At 72.2% G+C, this 24259-nt stretch carries 22 protein-coding genes; 11 read left to right on the forward strand and 11 right to left on the reverse strand.

The features are described from left to right. Positions 1 to 203: 203 nt before the first annotated feature. Entirely contained in the window at positions 204 to 1133 is a 930-nt protein-coding gene (locus ABD361_RS21365) for a glycerophosphodiester phosphodiesterase (protein WP_344437048.1), read from the forward strand. Positions 1134 to 1199: 66 nt separating this feature from the next. Beyond that, positions 1200 to 1469, forward strand: coding sequence for a DUF6343 family protein (locus ABD361_RS21370; protein ID WP_344437050.1), 270 nt, complete (start codon positions 1200 to 1202; stop codon positions 1467 to 1469). A 185-nt stretch (positions 1470 to 1654) separates the two neighbouring features. Here ABD361_RS21370 and ABD361_RS21375 read toward each other — a convergent pair whose 3' ends face one another. From ABD361_RS21375 to rpsA, 7 genes are all read right to left on the reverse strand, one after another. Further along, positions 1655 to 1966, reverse strand: a complete 312-nt coding sequence (locus ABD361_RS21375; RefSeq protein ID WP_344437051.1) for a hypothetical protein — start codon at positions 1964 to 1966, stop codon at positions 1655 to 1657. A 23-nt stretch (positions 1967 to 1989) separates the two neighbouring features. Continuing rightward, on the reverse strand, positions 1990 to 2724 hold the full coding sequence (locus ABD361_RS21380; protein ID WP_344437052.1) for a hypothetical protein: 735 nt from the start codon (positions 2722 to 2724) through the stop codon (positions 1990 to 1992). 7 nt (positions 2725 to 2731) lie between these two features. Next, positions 2732 to 3046: a type VII secretion target gene (locus ABD361_RS21385; RefSeq protein ID WP_344437053.1), complete on the reverse strand. Its 315-nt coding sequence runs from the start codon at positions 3044 to 3046 to the stop codon at positions 2732 to 2734. A 14-nt stretch (positions 3047 to 3060) separates the two neighbouring features. Continuing rightward, a complete protein-coding gene (locus ABD361_RS21390) occupies positions 3061 to 3642 on the reverse strand; it encodes a hypothetical protein (protein WP_344437054.1) in 582 nt (193 codons plus the stop codon). Between the two features lie 217 nt (positions 3643 to 3859). Next, complete coding sequence (gene coaE / locus ABD361_RS21395) at positions 3860 to 4471, reverse strand: dephospho-CoA kinase (RefSeq protein ID WP_344437055.1); 612 nt, start codon at positions 4469 to 4471, stop codon at positions 3860 to 3862. A gap of 24 nt (positions 4472 to 4495) precedes the next feature. Beyond that, complete coding sequence (locus ABD361_RS21400; RefSeq protein ID WP_344437056.1) at positions 4496 to 5440, reverse strand: PAC2 family protein; 945 nt, start codon at positions 5438 to 5440, stop codon at positions 4496 to 4498. 179 nt (positions 5441 to 5619) lie between these two features. Continuing rightward, the gene (gene rpsA / locus ABD361_RS21405) at positions 5620 to 7113 is read right to left on the reverse strand and encodes a 30S ribosomal protein S1 (protein ID WP_344437057.1); all 1494 of its coding nucleotides are present in this window, start codon (positions 7111 to 7113) and stop codon (positions 5620 to 5622) included. Between the two features lie 476 nt (positions 7114 to 7589). Here rpsA and ABD361_RS21410 point away from each other — a divergent pair, with 476 nt between their 5' ends. Both ABD361_RS21410 and hrpB read left to right on the forward strand, forming a co-directional pair. Continuing rightward, positions 7590 to 8393, forward strand: a complete 804-nt coding sequence (locus ABD361_RS21410) for a class I SAM-dependent methyltransferase (RefSeq protein WP_344437089.1) — start codon at positions 7590 to 7592, stop codon at positions 8391 to 8393. A 4-nt stretch (positions 8394 to 8397) separates the two neighbouring features. After that, positions 8398 to 10944 carry an ATP-dependent helicase HrpB gene (gene hrpB / locus ABD361_RS21415; RefSeq protein ID WP_344437058.1) on the forward strand — a complete coding sequence of 849 codons (2547 nt, stop codon included), beginning with the start codon at positions 8398 to 8400 and terminating at the stop codon, positions 10942 to 10944. Positions 10945 to 10977: 33 nt separating this feature from the next. Here the strand turns inward: hrpB and ABD361_RS21420 are convergent, their stop codons facing one another. The 4 genes from ABD361_RS21420 to polA form a co-directional block, all read right to left on the reverse strand. Next, positions 10978 to 11169, reverse strand: a complete 192-nt coding sequence (locus ABD361_RS21420; protein ID WP_344437059.1) for a hypothetical protein — start codon at positions 11167 to 11169, stop codon at positions 10978 to 10980. Beyond that, the gene (gene pgfA / locus ABD361_RS21425) at positions 11166 to 12212 is read right to left on the reverse strand and encodes a cell envelope lipid trafficking protein PgfA (protein WP_344437060.1); all 1047 of its coding nucleotides are present in this window, start codon (positions 12210 to 12212) and stop codon (positions 11166 to 11168) included. Before pgfA ends, ABD361_RS21420 begins: the two co-directional genes overlap by 4 nt. A 15-nt stretch (positions 12213 to 12227) precedes the next feature. Next, the gene (locus tag ABD361_RS21430) at positions 12228 to 12362 is read right to left on the reverse strand and encodes an SPW_0924 family protein (protein WP_344437062.1); all 135 of its coding nucleotides are present in this window, start codon (positions 12360 to 12362) and stop codon (positions 12228 to 12230) included. Positions 12363 to 12633: 271 nt separating this feature from the next. Further along, positions 12634 to 15291, reverse strand: a complete 2658-nt coding sequence (polA, locus tag ABD361_RS21435) for a DNA polymerase I (RefSeq protein WP_344437064.1) — start codon at positions 15289 to 15291, stop codon at positions 12634 to 12636. Positions 15292 to 15551: 260 nt separating this feature from the next. Between polA and ABD361_RS21440 the strand changes: the two genes are divergently transcribed. From ABD361_RS21440 to ABD361_RS21470, 7 genes are all read left to right on the forward strand, one after another. Next, positions 15552 to 17852 carry an FdhF/YdeP family oxidoreductase gene (locus tag ABD361_RS21440; RefSeq protein WP_344437066.1) on the forward strand — a complete coding sequence of 767 codons (2301 nt, stop codon included), beginning with the start codon at positions 15552 to 15554 and terminating at the stop codon, positions 17850 to 17852. Positions 17853 to 17919: 67 nt separating this feature from the next. Continuing rightward, positions 17920 to 18381, forward strand: a complete 462-nt coding sequence (locus ABD361_RS21445; RefSeq protein ID WP_344437067.1) for a PaaI family thioesterase — start codon at positions 17920 to 17922, stop codon at positions 18379 to 18381. Between the two features lie 291 nt (positions 18382 to 18672). Then, positions 18673 to 19908, forward strand: coding sequence for a branched-chain amino acid ABC transporter substrate-binding protein (locus ABD361_RS21450; protein WP_344437068.1), 1236 nt, complete (start codon positions 18673 to 18675; stop codon positions 19906 to 19908). Positions 19909 to 20005: 97 nt separating this feature from the next. Continuing rightward, positions 20006 to 20938 carry a branched-chain amino acid ABC transporter permease gene (locus tag ABD361_RS21455; protein ID WP_344437069.1) on the forward strand — a complete coding sequence of 311 codons (933 nt, stop codon included), beginning with the start codon at positions 20006 to 20008 and terminating at the stop codon, positions 20936 to 20938. A 5-nt stretch (positions 20939 to 20943) separates the two neighbouring features. Then, positions 20944 to 22749, forward strand: coding sequence for a branched-chain amino acid ABC transporter permease (locus ABD361_RS21460; protein ID WP_344437070.1), 1806 nt, complete (start codon positions 20944 to 20946; stop codon positions 22747 to 22749). Beyond that, a complete protein-coding gene (locus ABD361_RS21465; protein WP_344437071.1) occupies positions 22746 to 23540 on the forward strand; it encodes an ABC transporter ATP-binding protein in 795 nt (264 codons plus the stop codon). Before ABD361_RS21460 ends, ABD361_RS21465 begins: the two co-directional genes overlap by 4 nt. Further along, positions 23537 to 24253: an ABC transporter ATP-binding protein gene (locus ABD361_RS21470; protein WP_344437072.1), complete on the forward strand. Its 717-nt coding sequence runs from the start codon at positions 23537 to 23539 to the stop codon at positions 24251 to 24253. Before ABD361_RS21465 ends, ABD361_RS21470 begins: the two co-directional genes overlap by 4 nt. Positions 24254 to 24259: the final 6 nt, after the last annotated feature.

A 24259-nucleotide genomic window follows, 5' to 3' on the forward strand; every position in this document is an offset into this window, starting at 1 on the left:
CTCGCGCAGCCCGCCCCGCCACGGCCGTTCCCCGGCGAACACAGGGCGAAGAGACGGCAAAGGGTCACCGTTCCGGGGTGCCGGGCCCGTCGCGATCACGTAGGTGTTGCGTGTACGACTTTCCGTGCACCCCGTACGACGTTCCGTACACGCCCCCGGGAGCGTCACCGCCGCGCCCGGCCCGGACGCCGCAAGGAGCCCCCATGCGCATCCGTCCCCTCGCCGCCGTGACCGGCGCGCTCGTCGGCCTGTCCCTCGCCGCGCTCGTCCCCGCCGCCACCTCCGCGGCCCCGGCCCCGGGCGCCGCCGGGCGCGCCCCGCTCCCCGTCGCCATCGGCCACCGCGGCGTGCCCTCCGAGGCCCCGGAGAACACCCTGGCCTCCATCGACAGAGCCGCCGAACTGGGCACCGAGTGGGTGGAGAACGACGTCCAGCGCACCAAGGACGGCGCCCTGATCGTCGTGCACGACACCACCCTGGCCCGGACCACCGACGTCGAACAGCGCTACCCGGGGCGCGCCCCGTGGAAGGTCGCCGACTTCACGCTCGCCGAGATCCGCACGCTGGACGCCGGCAGCTGGTACGACCGCCGCTTCGCCGGCGAACGGGTGCCCACCCTCGCCGGCTACCTGCGGCAGGTCGACCACAACCGGCAGAAGCTCCTGCTGGAGGTCAAGGCCCCCGAGCTCTACCCGGGCATCGAACGGCAGCTGACGGCCGAGCTGGACCGCGCGGGCTGGCTGGACGGCGACCACGTCGCCGACCGGCTCGTCGTCCAGAGCTTCGACGCGGCGTCCCTGAAGACGCTGCACGCGCTGCGGCCCGACATCAAGAAGGGCTTCCTCGGCGCCCCCCAGGCCGCCGACCTGCGCTCCTACGCCGCCTTCGCCGACCAGATCAACCCCGACCACACCAAGGTCACCGCGCAGTGGGTGCGCGACGTGCACGCCCTGAAGGGCCCGCACGGGCGCCCGCTGGAGGTCTGCGCCTGGACCGTCGACGACGGCGACGACGCCGTCGCCCTGGCCCGCCTGGGCGTGGACGGCATCATCAGCAACACCGCCCACACGATCGCCGAGGCCCTCGCCGACGAGGCCGACGACCCCTCCTTCCTGCCGGACCCGGCCGCCTGAGCCGACGCCCCCGGCCCTGCGGCGGGACCCTGGAGCCGGGATCCTGGAGTACGGGAGGTGATGGGCATGCGCAGCGGCAACGAACCCGTCACGGCGCGCAGCCCGCTGCGGCTGCGCCTGGGGCTGGCCGCCTTCGGGCTGGTGTGCACGGCGGCCGGTACCGCCGCCTTCGCGCTGGCCGGGCGGGTGGGCTGGGCGGTGGCCTGCGCGGTGGTGGCCGCGGTCAGCGTGGTGGACATCTGTGTGATCGTGCGGCACATCCGGCAGGGGCCGCACTACCAGCCCGGCCCGGACGTGCCACCCTACGAACCGCCGTCCCGCCACGGCGCCCCGTAGGGGGCGCGGGGAACTGCGCGACAAGCCACGACGTACCCGCACACAGGTGCCGTGCTGCTCCCGGGCCCCGGGGTGGCGCGTCGGCTGCGGGCCGTCGGTGGCCGATCGCGCCCACGCGGCGGCAGCCGCAGATTGACACTGCCCCGCGCCCCTACGGGGCACGCACGATCCGCCGGCCGCCCGCGTCAGTGCTCGCCGTCCCCCGCGAGGTGGCGGCGGGCCTGCTCGGCGTGGTGTTCGCGCTCGGCTTCCGGCAGGCGTTCCCAGGCGGCCCGCGCCTGGACGAACCGCTCCAGCAGGGCATCGGCGTACGCGCCGACCTGCACGGCCTCGCGCAGGCCCGTGCGGCCGGCGAGCACCTCGCGGGCCATCTCCTGCAGGACGTCGCCGGCGCTGCCCGCCGCGAGCTGCCGGAGCGCGTCGTGGACCACGCGGGCGCGTGCCCGGTCGCGTCCGGGGGTGACGAACTCCTCCGGGGGGACTTCCGCTTCGGCCATGGTTACCCCTCTCTCGTGCGCCGTCAGACCGCCGGGTGGTCGTATCCCGTGCGCGGCAGCGGGAAGGTGCCCAGCCGTGCCGCGATCTCGCCGCCCGACCTGCCGATGACCGCGCAGCTGGTGTTCATGACCACTTGTGCGGCGTTGACGAGTGCGGTGATGCGCTCCCACTCCTTCAGCGCGGCCCGGGCCTCGGCGGCCCCGAGCGCGTACCCCATCGCGGCGCCCCAGCCGGTCCATCCCGAGACCGTGCCGACGGCTGCCGCGAGGGCACCGGTGATCAGCGCGTCCAGCAGCAGGGACAGTCCCTCGCCGACGGCTTGGCCGGTGGCGCAGACCGAGCGGGAGATGACGAGGTACTCCTCGCCCACGGCGTGCAGTTCGTCGCGGATCCCTTCGAGGTGGGTGCGCAGGACGGTGAAGTAGGTGCGCGCGGCGTCGGCCGCGTTGCCCTCCCACACGTTCTCGCTGGCCGCGGTGCCGGAGCCGATGTTGCGGGCGAGGGCGTCGACGGCCCGGGCGAGGTTGTGCCAGGTCTCGGCACAGCGGGCGAAGCTCTCCCAGTCCCCGGCCAGGTGGGCCTCCAGCCATGCGACGGGGTCCTCGCCGAGCACGAGTTCGGCGAGTTTCACGAGCCAGCCCGTGGGGCTGAGCACGTCGCCCACGGCGTTGACGGCGTGGAGCGGGTCGACGAACCCGGCGGGCTTGTGCGGCGGCGTCAGCGCGGCCGTGGGGGACGCGACGTCGTGGAAGCTCATGGGGCCGTCAGCGCCGTGCCGTGGCGTAGGAGGCGTCCATGTCGGCGGCGACGCCCGCATCGGTGCGGCGGTAGTACGCGGCCGCGGCGTGCAGTTCCCGCGCGGATTCGCGCAGGACGGCGTCCAGCCGCTGCAGCGCGCCGTGGACGGTGCCGCGCACGTTCTCGTGCCCTCCGGCGGCGACGGACAGCAGCCCGCCCTGGGGGCCGGTCAGGCGGCCGAACCGCGTGAGGTACTGCAGCATCGCGCCGGCGTCCTCCGCACCCCGCTGCACCTGGCCCGCGAACTCCGCCAGCCGCTCCGCGTCCACCCTCAGTCGCACGGACTCCCCCTCACTCATGGCACCACGCAGGCCAGCAGGAAGCACACCACCGCACCGGCGCCGCCCAGGCGCAGCAGCCAGGTGACAGGGGCGGCCAGGACGGTCCCCCGCAGCCGCTCGCGGGCGGCGGTGCGCCGACCGGAGTCCTTGGGGCTGAATCCGACCGCGGTCACCACGACGCCGTACGTGGCGATCAGCAGCAGGAGGAAGAAGAAGAACAGCCAGCCCCAGCAGGAGCGCAGGCTCACGGGCGCGTAGCGGGCGTCGTCGCGGTAGACCTTGACGCGTTCGCCGGGCACGTAGGAGCCGTTCAGGGCGGCGTCGATGCGGGCGGGTCCGCCGTCGGAGGGGTGGAAGACGCCCTCGCAGACGTTCTGCTCGTCGCCGGAGTGCCCGGTGTGCTCGACGTGGCAGTGGCGGACCGTCAGCATGCCCTGGTGCTCGGCGTACCCGGCGGCCCACCAGGCGTTGGTGAGCGCGCCGTCCATGAGGTAGATCCCCAGCAGGACGACGCACACGCCGCCGAGGCGCGCCTTGAGGGTGCGCGCGGGCGGGGGCGCGAAGGGGCCGGCCCCCAGCAGTTCCGGCGTGACCATGGGCACTCCCCTCGAAGGACGGGCCCGTGGGCCGCTGTTGCCGTGCGAGGGGCGTCACGTTACCGAGGGGGGAGGGGGGTGCACGGGCGCCACGACGGGCGCTGGGCCGCCCGTGGCGCTCCCCCGAGGCCGCCGGGATGCTTGTACGACAAGGCCGGAGCGGGGTGGGGCGGGGTCCGGCGGGTCGCGGCGAGCACCACCCGATAGGACGAACCGATCACTCCTCGGTGTCGTGTCCGGCCCGCTCCCGCAACTGCTCCCACAGGGCCCGCACCTGGGGTTCGAGCGCGTCGAGGGGGCCGTCGTTGGTGATGACGACGTCGGCCACGGCCAGCCGCTGTGCGCGGGTGGCCTGGGCGGCCATGCGGGCACGGGCCTCGTCGGGCGTCATGCCGCGCAGCCGCACCAGGCGCTCCAGCCGGGTGTCGGTGCTCGCGTCGACGACCACCACCAGGTCGTACAGCGGGGCCAGTCCGTTCTCGGCGAGCAGCGGCACGTCGTGGACGACGACGGCGTCCGGCCCGGCAGCGGCTTCGAGTTCGGCGGAGCGGGCCCTGACGAGGGGGTGCACGATCGCGTTCAGGGCGGCGAGCCGGTCGGGGTCGTTGAAGACGACGGCGCCGAGCCGGGGCCGGTCGAGGGCGCCCTCGGGGGTCAGGACGCCGGGGCCGAACTCGGCGGCGACGGCCGCGAGTCCGGGTGTCCCCGGCTCCACCACCTCCCGGGCGATCCTGTCGGAGTCGACGATCACCGCTCCGTACGCGGCGAGGAGCCGCGAGACCTCGCTCTTGCCGGCACCGATTCCGCCCGTCAGGCCCACTTTCAGCATGGGCCCACGCTATCGGGCGGGCGGTCAGTGGCCGCTGTCGCCCTCCCTGTCGGCCAGGAAGCGTTCGAACTCGGCGCCGAGCTCCTCGGCGGAGGGCAGCTCGGCGGGTTCGGCGACGAGGTTGCCGCGGGTGTCCGCGCCGGCCACGGCGTCGTACTGGTGCTCGAGGCCGCGCACCAGGGAGACCAGCTCCTCGTCGCCCCGGGCGAGCTGGTGCTCGATCTCCTCCTGCGTGCGGTGGGCCGCGCTGCGCAGGGCGTGCGCGGTGCCGGGCAGGACGAGCCCGGTGGCGGCCGTGACGGCCTCCAGCACGGTCAGCGCCGCGTCGGGGTAGGCGGAGCGGGCGACGTAGTGGGGCACGTGGGCGGCGACCCCGAGGACGTCGTGGCCGGCCTGGGCCAGCCGGTACTCCACGAGCGCCTCCGCGCTGCCGGGCACCTGGGCCTCGTCGAACCAGCTGCGGTGGCCGGGCGTCAGGTCGGTGCGGTTGCCGTGCGGCGTGATGCCGACGGGGCGGGTGTGGGGGACGCCCATGGGGATGCCGTGGAAGTTGACGGCCAGGCGCACCCGGAGCCGCTCGACGATCTCGCGGACGGCGACGGCGAAGCGCTCCCACTCCACGTCCGGCTCGGGCCCGGCGAGCAGCAGGAACGGGGCGCCGGTGGCGTCCTGCACCAGGTGCAGCTCGAGCCGGGGCGTCTCGTACGCGGTCCAGCGGTCGCGCCGGAAGGTCAGCAGCGGGCGCCGGGCGCGGTAGTCGATGAGCCGGTCGTGGTCGAAGCGGGCGACGACCTGGTGCGGCAGGCCGTCGAGGAGGTGCCTGACGATCAGGTCACCGGTCTCCCCCGCGTCGATGTACCCGTCGAAGTGGTAGAGCATGACCAGACCGGCCGAGTCCTGGGCAAGGGCCAGGTCGGCCACGGCGAGCCCCTTGGGCTCCCATTCGTACAAACCCTGCGGATCCAACACAGTGACCGTTCCTCCTCATGTTCCGTACGAGGGAACGCATTTGGTGGCCCGGACCATTCCCGGGCGACCGCGCGAGGTGGAAGTCACGGACACGCGTGCGGATATGAGTAAGGCCCGCTCTCCAAGGAGAGCGGGCCTTACATCAATCAGCTGCGGTCAGCTGCCTGCGGTGCCGAGCCTCAGCTCTGGCCGCCGGCGAGCTTCTCGCGGAGGGCGGCCAGCGCCTCGTCCGACGCCAGGGCGCCGGAGGTGTCGGCCGACTCGGAGGAGTACGAGCCACCGGCCGGAGCGGCCTGGGCAGCGGCCTGGTCGCCAGCGGCGGCAGCCTCGGCGTCCGCCTCGCGGGACTTGATGACCTGCTGCTGGTGCTGCTCGAAGCGGGCCTGCGCCTCGGCGTACTGGCGCTCCCACTCCTCGCGCTGCTTCTCGTAGCCCGGCAGCCAGTCGTTGGCCTCGGGGTCGAAGCCCTCGGGGTAGATGTAGTTGCCCTGGTCGTCGTAGGACGCGGCCATGCCGTACAGGGTCGGGTCGAACTCGACCACGGACGGGTCGGCACCGAAGGACTCGTTGGCCTGCTTCAGCGAGAGGCTGATGCGGCGGCGCTCGAGGTCGATGTCGATGACCTTGACGAAGATCTCGTCGTTGACCTGGACGACCTGCTCCGGGATCTCCACGTGGCGCTCGGCCAGCTCGGAGATGTGGACCAGGCCCTCGATGCCCTCGTCGACGCGGACGAACGCACCGAACGGAACGAGCTTGGTGACCTTACCCGGGACGACCTGACCGATCTGGTGGGTCCGGGCGAACTGCTGCCACGGGTCCTCCTGGGTCGCCTTGAGCGACAGGGAGACGCGCTCGCGGTCCATGTCGACGTCCAGGACCTCGACCGTGACCTCCTGGCCGACCTCGACGACCTCGGACGGGTGGTCGATGTGCTTCCAGGACAGCTCGGAGACGTGGACGAGACCGTCGACGCCGCCCAGGTCCACGAAGGCACCGAAGTTGACGATGGAGGAGACGACGCCGGAGCGCACCTGACCCTTCTGCAGGGTGGTGAGGAAGGTCTGGCGGACCTCGCTCTGGGTCTGCTCCAGCCAGGCACGGCGGGACAGGACCACGTTGTTGCGGTTCTTGTCCAGCTCGATGATCTTGGCCTCGAGCTCCTTGCCCACGTAGGGCTGGAGGTCGCGGACGCGACGCATCTCGACCAGGGAGGCCGGCAGGAAGCCACGGAGGCCGATGTCGAGGATGAGACCACCCTTGACGACCTCGATGACGGTACCGGTGACGATGCCGTCCTCTTCCTTGATCTTCTCGATGGTGCCCCAGGCACGCTCGTACTGGGCGCGCTTCTTCGAGAGGATCAGGCGGCCTTCCTTGTCCTCCTTCTGAAGGACGAGGGCCTCGATCTCGTCGCCGACCTTGACGACCTCGTTCGGGTCGACGTCGTGCTTGATCGAGAGCTCGCGGGAGGGGATGACACCCTCGGTCTTGTAACCGATGTCGAGCAGGACCTCGTCCCGGTCGACCTTCACGATGACGCCGTCGACGATGTCGCCGTCGTTGAAGTACTTGATCGTCTCGTCGATCGCGGCGAGGAAGGCTTCCTCGTTACCGATGTCGTTGACCGCAACCTGCGGAGTGGTGGCGGTGGTCTCGGTGCTGCTCGTCATGTGGGAAAGGGCTCCGGTACGGACATTGAAGTCGTAGGTACTGCTACGCCGAGAGCCCGTATCGCACTGCCGAAGCCGGACAGCTTTGGAGGCGCACTCTCCGCAAAGAGCCCGAAGACCACCGGGAGCGCCTCGGAAACCGAGGGGACATACAACAAGTGCGAGCGCGACCTGCTCCGTCTGAGGCGCGCAGGCCCGCAGCGCAACTTGTAGCATACGGGGGCAGCCGGACACGGTCAATGCGCGAAGGCGCCCACCCCGGATGAAACATCATAAATCCGGCACAACTCGGGTTGTGCGAGGCCACGAGGGCCTCCCGGGACACGGGAACGCACCGCGCACCGGCTCCCTACCACCCCGTAGCGTCACGCTCGGGCACGAGCCTGCGAAGATCGAGCCGAGCACGACCATCCAGGGCAGGACCACCGCAGAGCATGCAGAGCGACACAGCCGAGGCCGGGGACGCGACCACCGACATGATCCAAGAGTACGAGCCCGAGGCGACCCGCCGGGAAACGGGCGACACGGAGAGCAGCCGGGCCAGCCGCGGCTGGTGGGACCGCAACGCCGACGAGTACCAGAGCGAGCACGGCGGCTTCCTGGGCGACGACCGCTTCGTGTGGGGCCCCGAGGGCCTCGACGAGGCCGAGGCCCGCCTGCTCGGGCCCGCCGGCTCCCTCGCGGGCCGCGACGTGCTGGAGATCGGCGCCGGCGCCGCCCAGTGCTCGCGCTGGCTGGCCGCCGAGGGCGCCCGGCCCGTCGCCCTGGACCTCTCCCACCGCCAGCTCCAGCACGCCCTGCGCATCGGCGCCCACTTCCCGCTGGTCGAGGCCGACGCCGGCGCCCTGCCGTTCGCCGACGCCTCCTTCGACCTGGCCTGCTCCGCCTACGGGGCGGTGCCCTTCGTCGCCGACCCGGCGCGGGTCATGCGCGAGGTGCACCGCGTGCTGCGGCCCGGCGGACGCTGGGTCTTCAGCGTCACCCACCCCATCCGCTGGGCCTTCCCCGACGAGCCCGGGCCCGAGGGGCTGTCCGTGTCCGCCTCCTACTTCGACCGCACGCCCTACGTCGAACAGGACGAGGAGGGCCGGGCCGTCTACGTCGAGCACCACCGCACCCTCGGCGACCGGGTCCGCGACGTCGTCGCCTCCGGCTTCCGCCTGCTCGACCTGGTCGAGCCGGAGTGGCCCGCCTGGAACCGGCAGGAGTGGGGCGGCTGGTCCCCGCTGCGCGGGCACCTGATCCCCGGCACCGCCGTCTTCGTCTGCGCCCGCGACTGACCCGATGCGCGAGGACCTCCTGGACCTGCCCGTCCGCAGTGCCCTGCCGGCCCTGACGCGCGCCCTGGACGACCACGGCACGGCCGTGCTGTGCGCGCCGCCCGGCACCGGCAAGACCACCCTCGTACCGCTGGTGCTCGCCGGCCTGGTGCCTGGCGGCGGAGCGCCGCGGCGCGTCGTCGTCGCCGAGCCCCGCCGCATCGCCGCCCGGGCCGCGGCCCGGCGCATGGCCCACCTGCTGGGCGAGCCGGTGGGCGGGCGGATCGGCTTCACCGTGCGCGGCGAGCGGCGGGCCGGGCCCGCCACCGTCGTCGAGGTCGTCACCACGGGCGTGCTCCTGCAGCGCCTGCAGCGCGACCCCGAGCTCGCCGGCGCCGACGTCGTCGTCCTCGACGAATGCCACGAGCGGCACCTGGACGCGGACACCGCCGCCGCCTTCCTGCTGGACGTCCGGGCCGCCCTGCGCCCGGAACTGCGCCTGGTCGCGGCATCGGCCACCACCGACGCCGAGGGCTGGGCCCGGCTGCTGGGCGGCGCGCCGGTCGTCGAGGCGCGATCCGTCACCCATCCGGTGGACGTGGTCTGGGCGCCGCCGGAGCGGCCGGTGCGCCCGCCGCACGGCCTGCGGGTGGACCCGGTGCTGCTGGAGCACGTCGCCGGCGTGGTGCGCCGCGCCCTGCGCGAGCGCACCGGCGACGTCCTGTGCTTCCTGCCGGGCGTCGGCGAGATCGGCCGCGTGGCCGGCCTGCTGGGCGGCCCGGAGCAGCTGGGAGCGGAGGTCCTCCAGGTCCACGGGCGGGCCCCGGCGGCGGTCCAGGACGCCGTCCTGGCCGGCGGTACGGGCCCGCGCCGGGTGGTGCTGGCGACCGCGGTCGCCGAGTCGAGCCTGACGGTGCCGGGGGTACGGGTCGTGGTGGACGCGGGCCTGGCCCGCGAGCCGCGCACGGACCACGCCCGGGGCCTGAGCGCGCTGACGACCGTACGGGCGTCCCGGGCGGCCGGCCGGCAGCGCGCGGGCCGGGCGGGGCGCGAGGCGCCGGGCACGGTCTACCGCTGCTGGGCCGAGGCCGACGAGGCCCGGCTGCCGGCGTTCCCGCCGGCGGAGATCACGGTGGCCGACCTGACGGCGTTCGCGCTGCAGGCGGCGTGCTGGGGCGATCCCGACGCGAGCGGCCTGGCCCTGCTCGACCCGCCACCGGCCGGCGCACTGGCCGCCGCGCGCGCCGTGCTGCAGGCCACGAGCGCCGTGGACGAGGCGGGGCGCCCCACCGAACGCGGCCGGCGCATGGCGCGCCTGGGCGTGCACCCCCGCCTCGCGCGCGCCCTCCTGGACGGCGCCCGGGAGGTGGGCGCACGCCGCGCGGCGGAGGTGGTGGCGCTGCTGAGCGAGGAACCGCCCCGCGAGTACGGCGACGACCTCGCCGCGGCCTGGCGCACGGCACGCCGCGCCACCGATGCCTACGCCGCGCGCTGGCGCGCCGAGGCCGGCCGCCTGGAGAAGGCCCTGGCGGCGGTGACCACCCCCGACGAGCCGGCGACCGACGCCCCGGACCGGAGGCACTCCCCCACCGACGACGTCGTCGCCGGGCTCGTGGCCGCGCTCGCGTACCCCGAGCGGGTGGCGCACGCGCGCGGGGGCGGGTCGTACCTGATGGCCTCCGGCACCCGGGCCGAGCTCGGCGAGGGCTCACGGCTGCGCAGTGCGCCGTGGCTCGCGGTGGCCGTCGCGGACCGGCCCGTCGCGGCCGCCTCCGCCCGGGTACGGCTCGGCGCCGTGATCGACGAGGAGACGGCCCGTACGGCCGCGGGGGCGCTGTTCGGCGAGGGCGAGGAAGTGCACTGGTCGCCCGAGCGGGGCGACGTGGTGGCGCGCCGCGTGGCGCGCCTGGGCGCCGTGGAGCTGGCGTCGGCCGCGCTGACCGCGCCGGACGGGGCGCTGGTGCGGGCGGCACTGCTGGAGGGGCTGCGCCGGGAGGGTCCGGGGCTGCTGCGCTGGAGCGCGGAAGGGACGGGGCTGCGGCAGCGGCTGGCGTTCCTGCACCGGGTGCTGGGCGAGCCGTGGCCCGACGTGTCGGACGCGGCGCTGCTCGCCCGCGCCGAGGAGTGGCTCGGCCCGGAGCTGGACCGCGCCCGCAGGCGCGCGGACCTGGAGCGGGTGGACGCCGGTGCGGCGCTGGAGCGGCTGCTGCCGTGGGCGGACGGGCAGGCCGTGCGCCTGGCCGAGCTGGCGCCGGAGCGCCTCGAGGTGCCCAGCGGCTCGCGGATCCGGGTCGACTACGCCGGCGAGCAGCCCGTGCTGGCCGTGAAGCTGCAGGAGATGTTCGGGCTGCAGGAGACGCCGCGGGTGGCCGGCGGGCGGGTGCCGGTGCTCGTGCACCTGCTCTCGCCGGCGGGCCGGCCGGCGGCCGTCACGGCGGATCTGGCATCGTTCTGGCGGGAGGGCTACCGGTCGGTGCGGGCCGAGCTGCGCGGCCGCTACCCCCGTCATCCGTGGCCGGAGGATCCGGCCGGGGCCACGGCGACGCGCCGCACCAACGCGCGTCGCGCGTAGCGCCCCGTAGGGGCGCGGGGCGCTGCACATGCCTTAGGGCAGGTAGCGCTCGACGGCGGCCGCTCCCTTCTCCTCGATGAGCCGCTTGGCCGCCTCGATGCGTTCGGGCGTCACGTCGTGCCCGGAGGCCATGACCAGGTCCTCGGGGTCGAAGGGGCGTTCTCCGCCGGTGTAGAACCGGCTCGGCCGGGACGTCGTGGACGTCTCCTCGGGGGTCTCCTTCACGGCGGGCCTCCTCTGCTCGGCGACCCCTCGCCGGGGGTCGCCCGTTCGGGTTTCCTTCCATCGTGTGCCCTGCGTGTCGCGTGTGCACGCCGGTCGTGGTGACGGTTTCGGTGACGGTCGCGCGCCTCCAGCAGGAGCGCGGCGGCCAGCAGGGCGGCGGCCAGGGCGGCGAAGGCCCACGGGAGGTAGGTGGTCAGCAGCAGCACCAGCTGTCGCTGGGAGGCGACCAGGGAGACGGTGTGGTCGAGGTAGTCGGGCCGCATCGTCACGTGCCCGGCGAAGGCGGTGATGGGTTCCTTGCCCGGCTGCCCGGTCCAGCGCAGCTCCTCGCGGTGGACCTCCTCGCCGTTGACGGGCGCGCCGGTGACGGGGTCGACCCAGAACATGCGCCGGGTGGTGTACCAGCGCTCCAGTCCCAGTTGCCGGACGGTGTCGGGGCTGATACCGAGCGGCAGTTTCCGCGGCAGCGGCACCTGGGTCCAGGGGACGGTCTGCTCGAAGTAGTAGACCTCCAGGCCGTGGAAGGTGCGGGTGCCCCGGTAGTGGATGGGTGCGGAGGTGCGGGTCATGAGGTCGAAGTAGCGGTAGTCGCGCTTCTCGACGCCGAAGGGCCACTTGAACTCGATGCCGTCGCGCCGTACCGGGGTGCCGTCGACGTGCTCGCCGCCGGCGTGGACGGGCTGCTGGGTGTGGGCGTCGAAGACGTAGCGCTCGGGGATGCTGGAGACCATGGCGCCGTCGGGGCCGGCGGCGTGGGAGAGGGTGTCCCAGACGACGACGTCGCGGCCGGTGGCGTCCTTGATCCGCCGGGCCTCCTCGGCGTTGCCCTTGAGGGTCTGGGTGATGGTGACGCGGGGGACCTGCCGGGGGCGCAGGGTGCCGTAGTCGACGAGGGTGGCGTCCTTGGCCTCCATGACGATGCTCTGGTAGCGGCCGGTGGGGACCTCGGCGAGCCGGGGGTAGGCGTAGTACCGCAGCAGGGGTGCGAGGGCGGCGAAGAAGACGGCGAGGCCGAGCAGGACCAGGCTCGCGGTGCGGCGCACGGCCGGCCTCCCTGCTCAGGGGTGGGCGGGTGCGGAGGTGAGCAGGGGCTCGGGCGAGGTGCCGCTGTCGGGCGGGCCGACGGCGGTGACGGCGAGGACGAGGGCGAGGGCGGCGGCCGCTCCCGCGGCCGCGGCGGCCAGTGCGCGCATGTGTCGGCCTCCCGGCGGGGTCTTCCCCTGTGCAGGCATCGCGTGCACCTGACGGGCCGTCAGGCAACGGGCACGGTAGCAACCCGCGCCGCGGATGAGAACCACGGCGACCGGGCCGCAACCGCGCGCCACCGCGGTCGCAGCGAACGGCCGCGGCCCCTGCCGTCCCGGCGGGAACCGGGACGGCAGGGGCCGCGACGGACGGCGCACCCGGCCGCCGGCCGCGGCCGGGCACCGCGAAAGCCGACCGCGTCGTGCGCGGCGCACCACATCAGTGCGCGGCGGACTCCCAGTCCTTGCCGACGCCCACCGACACGTCCAGCGGGGCGCGCAGGGCGACCGCGCCGGCCATCTCGCGGCGGACCAGCTCCTCGACCTTCTCCCGCTCGCCCGGGGCGATCTCCAGCACGATTTCGTCGTGCACCTGGAGCAGCATCCGGGAGGCGAGCTTCTCGGCCTCCAGGGCCTCGGCCACCCGCAGCATCGCGATCTTGACGATGTCGGCGGCGGTGCCCTGGATCGGCGCGTTCAGCGCCATCCGCTCGGCCATCTCGCGGCGCTGGCGGTTGTCGCTGTTGAGGTCCGGCAGGTAGCGGCGGCGGCCGAGCATGGTCTCGGTGTAGCCGGTGGCCCGGGCCTCCTCGACCACGCGCTGCAGGTAGTCGCGGACCCCGCCGAAGCGCTCGAAGAAGGTGTCCATCAGGCGCCGGGCCTCGTCCGCCGCGATGTTCAGCTGCTGCGAGAGCCCGAACGCCGACAGGCCGTACGCCAGGCCGTAGGACATGGCCTTGATCTTGCGGCGCATCTCCGGGTCGACCTCGCTCTTGGCGACGCCGAAGACCTGCGAGGCGACCGTGGTGTGCAGGTCCTCGCCGGAGGTGAACGCCTCGATCAGGCCCTCGTCCTCCGACAGGTGCGCCATCACCCGCAGCTCGATCTGGCTGTAGTCGGCGGTCATCAGCGACTCGAAGCCCTCGCCGACGACGAAGCCGCGCCGGATGGCCCGGCCCTCGTCGGTGCGCACCGGGATGTTCTGCAGGTTCGGGTCGGTGGAGGAGAGCCGGCCGGTGGCCGCCACCGTCTGGTTGAAGGTGGTGTGGATGCGGCCGTCGGGGGCGATGGCCTTGATCAGGCCCTCGACCGTGGAGCGCAGCTTGGACTGCTCCCGGTGCCGCAGCATGATCACCGGCAGTTCGTTGGTGGTCTGCGCCGCCAGCCAGGCCAGCGCGTCGGCGTCCGTGGTGTAGCCGGTCTTGGTCTTCTTCGTCTTCGGCAGGCCCAGCTCGCCGAAGAGGACCTCCTGCAGCTGCTTGGGCGAGCCCAGGTTGAACTCGCGCCCGGCGGCCTCGTGGGCCTCGCGCACCGCCTGCTGCACCGCGGCGGCGAACTGCTGCTCCATGCGCTCCAGCCAGGCGCGGTCGGCGGCGATGCCGGCCCGCTCCATGCCCGAGAGCACCGCGCTGGTCGGCAGCTCCACGTCGGTCAGCAGACCGGCGGCGCCCACCTCCGCGACCCGCCCGGCGAACGCCTCGCCCAGATCCAGCACCGTACGGGCGCGGCCCATCAGCGCCTCGGCCTCGGCCTGCTCGTCCGCGCCGAAGGCCAGCTGGCCGTCGCCGGCGGCGGCCGAGGCCAGCTCGCGGCCCAGGTACTCCACCGACAGGGTGTCCAGGGCGAAGGAGCGCCGGCCCGGCTTGACCAGGTACGCGGCCAGGGCGGTGTCCATGGTCACGCCCTCGACGGGCCAGCCGTGCTCGGCGAAGACCCGCATCACGGACTTGGCGTCGTGCATCACCTTCGGCCGCGCCCCGTCCGCGATCCAGGCGGCGAACGCCCGCTCGTCGGACTCGTCCATCTCGGCCGGGTCGAACCACGCCGCCGGGCCCGCGGCGGTCGCCAGCGCGACCTCCACGGCGCGGCCGGCGCCCTGCGCCCAGGCGTCGGTGACGGCCACGCCCAGCGGCCCGGTGCCGTGCTCGGCCAGCCAGGGGGCCACATCGCCGGTGGCCAGGACCACGCCCTCGACCTCGGCGCCGGCCTCGGGGGCGGCCTCCTCGGCCGACTCGGCGCCCGGGTCGGCGGCCAGCAGGCGGTCGCGCAGGCCGGGGTTGCGGATCTCCAGGCGCTCCAGGAACGTCGCCAGCGCGAGCCGGTCGTAGGCCTGCCGCGCCAGGTCGTCGGGGTGGGTGGCGAGCTCCACGTCGCGGACCATCTCGGTCAGGCGGCGGTTGAGCTTGACCGCCTCCAGGTGGTCGCGCAGGTTCTGCCCGGCCTTGCCCTTGACTTCCTCGACGCGCTCCACCAGCTCGGCGAACGAACCGAACTGGTTGATCCACTTGGCGGCGGTCTTCTCGCCGACGCCGGGGATGCCGGGCAGGTTGTCCGACGGGTCGCCGCGCAGCGCCGCGAAGTCGGGGTACTGCCGGGGGGACAGGCCGTACTTCTCCTGCACCTTCTCGGGCGTGAAACGGGTGAGCTCCGAGACGCCCTTGGTGGGGTAGAGCACCGTGACGGCGTCGGTCACCAGCTGGAAGGAGTCCCGGTCGCCGGTGACGATCGCGACCTCGTAGCCCTCCTTCTCCGCCTCGGTGGCCAGCGTGGCGATCACGTCGTCGGCCTCGAAGCCGTCGACGGCGAACCGCGGCACGTTCATCGCGTCCAGCAGCTCGCCGATCAGGGCGACCTGGCCCTTGAAGTCGTCGGGGGTCTTCGACCGCGTCGCCTTGTACTCCGGGAACTCCTCCGAGCGCCACGTCTTGCGCGAGACGTCGAAGGCCACCGCGAAGTGCGTGGGCTGCTCGTCACGCAGCGTGTTGGCGAGCATCGACGCGAAGCCGTACACCGCGTTCGTCGTTTGCCCGGCCGAGGTCGTGAAGTTCTCCGCGGGCAGCGCGAAGAACGCCCGGTACGCCATGGAGTGCCCGTCCATCAACAGCAGACGGCGCCGGCCTCCCTCCACTGCCCCGGTTCCGGTCGTTTCGTTCGCTTCGTCCGCTTTGGATGCGGTATTCGCTGCCTTTGCTGCCACGCACCCGATCCTGCCACGACCCACTGACAAACCCGACCGCCGAACCGACCGCGCCGGCCACCGGCGTCCCCCCTCCCCGAGCCGCACCCCGCCCCCGTGACAGGATCGGCCCCGACGGGTACGAACCCCCGTGCCCACCGAGCCGCTCAAGGGGGAGCGAGATGGCAGGCAAACCACCCACAGGCGATCCCGTACAGGACGCCCCCGAGGTCACCGCACCACAGCACGCCGCCGCCGGACTGCCCGCCATCGCCCACACCCTGCGCGTGGCCACCGACCAGATGGGCCTGCGCCGCACCGCCCTGACCCTCCTCAAGGTCAACCAGAAGGACGGCTTCGACTGCCCCGGCTGCGCCTGGCCCGAACCCGACAAACGCCACGCCGCCGAATTCTGCGAGAACGGCGCCAAGGCCGTCGCCGAGGAAGCCACCCTGCGCCGCGTCGCCCCCGCCTTCTTCGCCGCCCACCCCGTCGCCGAACTCGCCACCCGCAGCGGCTACTGGCTCGGCCAGCAGGGCCGCCTCACCCACCCCATGTACCTCGCAGAAGGCGCCACCCACTACGAACCCGTCACCTGGGAGCGCGCCTTCGACATCATCGCCGAGGAACTGGCCGCCCTCACCTCCCCCGACGAAGCCGTCTTCTACACCTCCGGGCGCACCAGCAACGAAGCCGCCTTCCTCTACCAGCTCTTCGCCCGCGAATTCGGCACCAACAACCTGCCCGACTGCTCCAACATGTGCCACGAGTCCTCCGGCTCCGCACTGAGCGAGACCATCGGCATCGGCAAGGGCAGCGTCCTCCTCGACGACCTCCACAAGGCCGACCTGATCATCGTCGCCGGGCAGAACCCCGGCACCAACCACCCGCGCATGCTCAGCGCCCTGGAGACGGCCAAGCGCGGCGGTACGAAGATCATCACCGTCAACCCGCTGCCGGAAGCCGGCCTCGAACGGTTCAACAACCCCCAGAACGCCCGCGGCCTCGCCGGCCGCGGCACCCCCCTGACCGACCTCTTCCTGCAGATCCGCCTCGGCGGCGACCAGGCCCTCTTCCGCATGCTGGGCAAGCTCCTCCTGGAGACCGAAGGCGCCCTCGACACCGCCTTCATCGAGGAGCACACCCACGGCTTCCAGGCGTACGCCGACGCCGCCCGCACCGCCGACTGGGACGAGACCCTCGCCGCCACCGGTCTGCGCCGCGAGGAGATCGAAAGCGCCCTGCGCATGATCCTCGCCTCCCGCCGCACCATCGTCTGCTGGGCCATGGGCCTGACCCAGCACAAGCACGCCGTGAACACCATCAAGGAAGTCGTCAACCTCCTGCTGCTGCGCGGCGACATCGGCCGCCCCGGCGCCGGCGTGTGCCCCGTACGCGGCCACAGCAACGTCCAGGGCGACCGCACCATGGGCATCTTCGAACGCCCCGCCCCCGCCTTCCTCGACGCCCTCCAGAAGGAATTCGGCTTCGCCCCGCCCCGCCACCACGGCCTCGACGTCGTCCGCGCCATCCGCGCCCTGCGCGACGGCGACGCCAAGGTCTTCCTCGCCATGGGCGGCAACTTCGTCGCCGCCACCCCCGACACCGACGTCACCGAGGCCGCGATCCGCCGCGCCCGCCTGACCGTGCACGTCTCCACCAAGCTCAACCGCTCGCACGTCATCACCGGCGCCCGCGCCCTGATCCTGCCCACCCTCGGCCGCACCGAGCGCGACCGGCAGGCCGCCGGCGAGCAGTTCGTCACCGTCGAGGACTCCATGGGCATGGTCCACGCCTCCCGCGGCCGCCTCGCCCCCGCCAGCGAGCACCTGCTGTCGGAGCCGGCCATCGTCTGCCGCCTCGCCCGCCACGTCCTGGGCGCCGCCAGCAGCACGCCCTGGGAGGAGTTCGAGAAGGACTACGCCGCGATCCGCGACCGCATCGCCCGCGTGATCCCCGGCTTCGAGGACTTCAACACCCGCGTCGCCCGGCCCGGCGGCTTCACCCTGCCCCACGCGCCGCGCGACGCCCGCCGCTTCCCCACCGCCACCGGCAAGGCCAACTTCAGCGCCGCCCCCGTCGAGCACCCCCACGTACCCGAGGGCCGGCTGCTGCTGCAGACCCTGCGCTCGCACGACCAGTACAACACCACCATCTACGGCCTCGACGACCGCTACCGCGGCATCAAGAACGGCCGCCGCGTCGTCCTGCTGCACCCCGACGACGCCCGCGCCCACGGCCTGGCCGACGGCGCCTACGCCGACCTCGTCAGCGAGTGGACCGACGGCACCGAGCGCCGCGCGCCCGGCTTCCGCGTCGTGCACTACCCCACCGCACGCGGCTGCGCGGCCGCCTACTACCCCGAGACCAACGTCCTGGTGCCGCTGGACCACACCGCCGACACCAGCAACACCCCGGCCAGCAAATCCGTCGTCATCCGGCTCGAACCGGCCACCGCATCCGCAGGGACCGACGGCAGTTGACGCCAGGACGCTCCTGCTGAAAAAACGTTCACATCACAATGACCACGGGCGATCGGAGCCGCAGCGCATGGGCGAGCACAGCAAGACCACGTTCCCGCAGGAGATCCTCGACCAGTGGGCCGACAGCGGGCTCGACCTCGGCGCCCTGTTCTCCGCGGGCCACCTCGGCGAGCGCATGAGCGTCACCGTCGTCGAGGCCTCCCCCGAGCGCGTCGTGGGCACCATGCCGGTCGAGGGCAACACCCAGCCCTACGGTCTGCTGCACGGCGGCGCCTCCGCCGTACTCGCCGAGACCCTCGGCTCCGTCGGCGCCATGCTCCACGGCGGCCCCGGCCGCATCGCCGTCGGCGTCGACCTCAACTGCACCCACCACCGCGGAGTACGCTCCGGCCTGGTCACCGGCGTCGCCACCCCCGTCCACCGCGGCCGCACCACGGCCACGTACGAAATCGTCGTCACCGACGAGCAGGACAAGCGCGTGTGCTCCGCCCGCCTCACCTGCCTCCTGCGCGACGCCCAGGAAGCCTGACACCCACTCCCACTCCCCCGACGGCCGGCCGCGGCACCCGCGGCCGGCCGTTCGCTTGCCTCCCCGCACTCCGCCCCAGGTCGCCGCGCACCCACGCGGAATGTGATCTTCGTCATAACAAGAGAGTCACATCGCCGTCGCCACCCTGCCCCCCGCGCTCCCCCAGCCCTTAAAGTCACGGCGCACCACACCCCGCCGGGCAGCCCGACCCAGCACCGCGCACCGCCGTCCCCGCCCGGCGAGCGACACGGCACCTCAGCAGAGGCCGCCGCGCCAGGGAAAGGACTCACCGTGCGACACCGTTCCCTCCTCGCCCTCACCACCACGCTGACCACCGGCGCCCTCATCCTCACCGCCTGCGGCTCCCGCGACAGCGGCAACAACAGCAACAGCGACGACGGCAGGAAGACCACCGTCACCATCGGCATCACCGTCCCGCTGACCGGCTCCCTCTCCCCCTTCGGCCAGGGCATCAAGAACTCCGTCGACCTCGCCGTCAAAACCGCCAACAAGAACAACGAGGTCAAAGGCGTCACCTTCGCCATGACCGCCCTCGACGACCAGGCCCTGCCCGGCACCGGCCAGCAGAACGCCGCCAAACTCGCCGCCGACAAGAACGTCATCGGCGTCGTCGGCCCCGTCAACTCCGGCGTCGCCCAGTCCATGCAGGACGTCCTCGCCAAGGCCGACCTCACCCAGGTCTCCCCCGCCAACACCAACCCCGCCCTCAGCCAGGGCGACAACTGGGCCACCGGCGAGAAGAAACGCCCCTTCAAGACCTACTTCCGCACCGCCACCACCGACATCATCCAGGGCCGCTTCGCCGCCCAGTACCTCTACAAGGACGCCGGCAAGCGCAAGGTCTTCGTCGTCGACGACAAACAGACCTACGGCGTCGGACTCGCCACCATCTTCGCCCAGGAATTCAAACGCCTCGGCGGCGACGTCGTCGGCACCGACCACCTCACCGTCAAGGAGACCGACTTCTCCGCCACCGCCAACAAAATCAAGAACTCCGGCGCCGACGCCGTCTACTTCGGCGGCCAGTTCCCCGAAGGCGGTCTGCTCTCCGACCAGGTCAAAAAGGCCGGCGCCCACATCCCCCTCATGGGCGGCGACGGCATGTACAACCCCGGCTTCATCACCGCCTCCGGCGAAAGCAACGACGGCGACCTCGCCACCTCCGTCGGCTACCCCGTCGAAGACCTCGACTCCGCCAGGAAATTCGTCACCGGCTACAAGGACGCCGGCTACAAGGACCCCTACGCCACCTACGGCGGCTACGCCTACGACGGCGCCTGGGCCATCATCGAGGCAGTGAAGAAGGCCGTCGCGGACAACAACGGCAAACTCCCCGACAACCCCCGCGCCAAGGTCCTCGACGCCATGAGCAGCGTCTCCTTCGACGGCGTCACCGGCAAGGTCTCCTTCGACCAGTACGGCGACACCACCAACAAACAGCTCACGGTCTACCAGGTCAAGAACAACGCCTGGACCACCCTCAAGAGCGCCACCTTCAAGGACTGACCCCGCCCCGCACCACCCTCGCTCCCACACCCGGCCCAGCCCCGCGCGCAACCCACCCGCGCGGGGCCGCGACCCACACCCAACGGGGAGGCACGCGGTGCACGAACTGCCGCAAACCCTGGTCAGCGGACTCGCCCTCGGCACCCTCTACGGCCTGATCGCCATCGGCTACACGATGGTCTACGGCATCGTCCAACTCATCAACTTCGCCCACGGCGAGATCGTCATGATCGGAGGCTTCGGCGCCCTCACCGTACGACTGTGGCTCCCCGACACCGTCCCCCTCGCCGCCGCCCTCCCCCTCATGCTCCTCGGCGGCGCCCTCGCCTCCGTCGCCGTCGCCACCGCCGCCGAACGCTTCGCCTACCGCCCCCTGCGCGGCGCCCCCCGCCTCGCCCCCCTCATCACCGCCATCGGACTGTCCATCACCCTCCAGCAACTCGTCTGGGCCTTCTACCCCGACGCCAAGAAATCCCGCAGCTTCCCCCAGTTCCACGGCGACGCCCTCGAAATCACCGCGGGCCTCCACCTCCAACGCGACGACCTCTTCGTCCTCGCCGCAGCCCCCCTGTGCATGCTCGCCCTCGGCCTCTTCGTCGCCCGCAGCCGCACCGGCCGCGCCATGCAGGCCACCGCCCAGGACCCCGACACCGCCAAACTCATGGGCATCAACACCGACCGCATCATCGTCCTGGCCTTCGCCATCGGCGGCGCCTTCGCCGCCGTCGCCGCCGTCGCCCAAGGACTGCGCGCCGGACAGATCAACTTCGAAATGGGCTTCATCCTCGGCCTCAAGGCCTTCACCGCCGCCGTCCTCGGCGGCATCGGCAACATCTACGGCGCCATGCTCGGCGGCGTCGTCCTCGGCATCGCCGAGGCCCTCTCCACCACCTACATCCAGCACATACCCGGCATGCAGCAACTCGGCGGCGCAGGCTGGAAGGACGTCTGGGCCTTCGTCCTGCTGATCGTCGTCCTCCTCGTCAGGCCCCAGGGCCTGCTCGGCGAACGCGTCGCGGATCGGGCGTGAGAGACATGACCAGGACCGAACACCCCGCCACCGGGGAACACCACGCAGTGATCCCCCTCCCCCCGGCCACCGCCCGCCTGATCACCGCCGGCGGCGCCACCCTCGCCCTCGCCTCCACCTTCCTCCCCTGGACCTGGACCACCGCCTTCCCCGGCAACCTCACCGTCACCGGCTACCCCGGCGGCCTCCAACTCCTCACCCTCACCGGCGCCCTCCTCACCCTCGCCCAACTCCTCGCCACCGCCGGCATCCCCGGCCTCCGCTGGCTCAACCCCTCACACACCCACACACCCACCCTCCATCTCACCCTCGGCACCCTCGCCACCACCTGGTACACCCTCATCACCATCGCCACCCACCTCGGCGGCCTCGTCAACCTCGAACCCGGCGGCTGGATCGCCGGCGCCGCCACCCTCCTCGCCACCACCGGCGCCCTCGCCCTGCCCGCACGCCACACACCGGCAACCGACGGCGACGACAGCGCCCGTACACCCGGCCGGCTCCGCACCACCACCGAAGCACTCCTGCACACCCTGCGCCCCGGACAGACCCCCCTGCCACCGCCCAAGCCCCTGCCCACCTGGGCCGAGATCCTCGTCATCGCCGCCGCCTTCGGCCTCGGCCTGTACGTCCTCACCTACGGCATCGCCACCGAATACGGCGAACTCTTCACCGGCTTCCTGCTCCTCACCGGCTTCACCGCCACCGCCCTCGCCACCGCAGGCCTCGGCCGACGCCTGACCACCCTCACCCGAAAACACCGCGGCATCACCCTCACCGCAGCCCTCGCCACCGCCGTGGCCTTCCCCCTCACCCAGAACACCGACGAATACACCCTCATCATCGTCAACATCCTGATCTTCTCCACCGTCGCCCTCGGCCTCAACGTCGTCGTCGGCCTCGCCGGCCTCCTCGACCTCGGCTACGTCGCCTTCCTCGGCGTCGGCGCCTACACCGCCGCCCTCGTCTCCGGCTCCACCGCCTCCACCCTCCACCTCCACTTCCCCTTCTGGGCCGCCGTCCTCACCGGCGCCGCCGCCTCCCTCGTCTTCGGCGTCCTCATCGGCGCCCCCACCCTGCGCCTGCGCGGCGACTACCTCGCCATCGTCACCCTCGGCTTCGGCGAAATCTTCCGCATCGCCGTCGGCAACCTCAACGGCGAATCCGGACCCACACTCACCAACGGCCCCAACGGAATCCCCAACATCCCCGACCTCAACCTCTTCGGCTACGACTTCGGCAACACCCACACCCTCGCCGGAATCACCCTCACCCCCTTCGCCAACTACTACCTCCTCATGCTCCTCTTCACCGTCCTCGTCATCCTCATCTTCAGCCGCGCCGAAAACAGCCGCATCGGCCGCGCCTGGGTCGCCATCCGCGAGGACGAAACCGCCGCCACCGCCATGGGCATCAACGGATTCCGCCTCAAACTCATCGCCTTCGCCCTCGGCGCCACCCTCGCCGGACTCGCCGGCACCGTCCAGGCCCACGTCTCCCGCACCGTCGTCCCCGAACTCTACGTATTCGCCGGCCCCGTACCCCCCAACTCCGCATTCCTCCTCGCCGCCGTCATCCTCGGCGGCATGGGCACCATCACCGGCCCCCTCCTCGGCGCCGCCCTCCTCTACCTCATCCCCGCCAAACTCCAATTCCTCCAGGACTACCAACTCCTCGCCTTCGGAATCGCCCTCATCCTCCTCATGCGCTTCCGCCCCGAAGGCATCATCCCCAGCCGCCGGCAACAACTCGAATTCCACGAGGACACAACGGCCGCCACGGCCACCACACTCACCAAGGCGGAAGCATGACCACCACCCCACCGCCCCCCGTCCTCACCGCCACCGGCGTCACCATGCGCTTCGGCGGCCTCACCGCCGTACGCGCCGTCGACCTCACCGTCCACCCCAGCCGAATCGTCGGCCTCATCGGCCCCAATGGCGCCGGAAAAACCACCTTCTTCAACTGCCTCACCGGCCTGTACGTCCCCACCGAAGGCACCGTCACCTACCAAGGCACCGTCCTCCCACCCAAACCCCACCTCGTCACCCAAGCCGGCATCGCCCGCACCTTCCAGAACATCCGCCTCTTCGCCAACATGACCGTCCTCGAAAACGTCCTCGTCGGCCGCCACACCCGCACCAAAGAAGGACTCCTCTCCGCCCTCCTCCGCGGCCCCCGATTCCGCAACGCCGAAAAAACCTCCGAACAACGCGCCATGGAACTCCTCCACTTCACCGGACTCGCCCCCAAACGCGACCACCTCGCCCGCAACCTCCCCTACGGCGAACAACGAAAACTCGAAATAGCCCGCGCCCTCGCCAGCGACCCCGGACTCCTCCTCCTCGACGAACCCACCGCCGGCATGAACCCCCAGGAAAGCCGCGCCGCCGAACACCTCGTCCGCGCCATCCGCGACCAAGGCATCGCCGTCCTCGTCATCGAGCACGACATGCGCTTCATCTTCAACCTCTGCGACCACGTCGCCGTCCTCGTCCACGGCGAAAAACTCGTCGAAGGCACCCCACAAACCGTCCAGAACGACGACCGCGTCATCGCCGCCTACCTCGGCACCCCCACCCCCAAGGACACGGACCGATGACCGCACTCCTCGAAGTAAAAAACCTCCGCATCGCCTACGGAAAAATCGAAGCCGTCAAAGGCATCACCTTCACCGTCCACACCGGCCAGGTCGTCACCCTCATCGGCACCAACGGCGCCGGAAAAACCACCACCCTGCGCACCCTCTCCGGCCTCCACCCACCCCTCGCCGGAACCATCCACTTCGACGGCCGACCCCTCACCGGCATCCCCGCCCACGACATCGTCGCCCGCGGCCTCGCCCACTCCCCCGAAGGCCGCCACATCTTCCCCCGCCTCACCATCGCCGAAAACCTCCAGCTCGGCGCCTTCCTCCGCAAGGACACCGCAGGAATCACCAAGGACACCCAGCGCGTCTACGACCTCTTCCCCATCCTCGGCGAACGCCGCAACCAAGCCGCAGGCACACTCTCGGGCGGCGAACAACAAATGCTCGCCATGGGCCGCGCCCTCATGTCCCGACCCAAACTCCTCATGCTCGACGAACCCTCCATGGGCCTCTCACCGATCATGATGCGCAAGATCATGGACACCATCGCCGAACTCAAAGCCACCGGCACGACCATCCTGCTCGTCGAACAGAACGCCCAAGCGGCACTCTCCCTGGCCGACCACGGCCACGTCATGGAAGTCGGAAAAATCGTCCTCTCCGGAACAGGAGCCGACCTCCTCCACGACGAATCCGTCCGCAAGGCCTACCTCGGCGAAGACTAAAAAGGG

Source organism: Streptomyces luteosporeus, from assembly GCF_039532865.1.
In the GTDB taxonomy this organism is placed as follows: Bacteria; Actinomycetota; Actinomycetes; order Streptomycetales; family Streptomycetaceae; genus Streptomyces; species Streptomyces luteosporeus.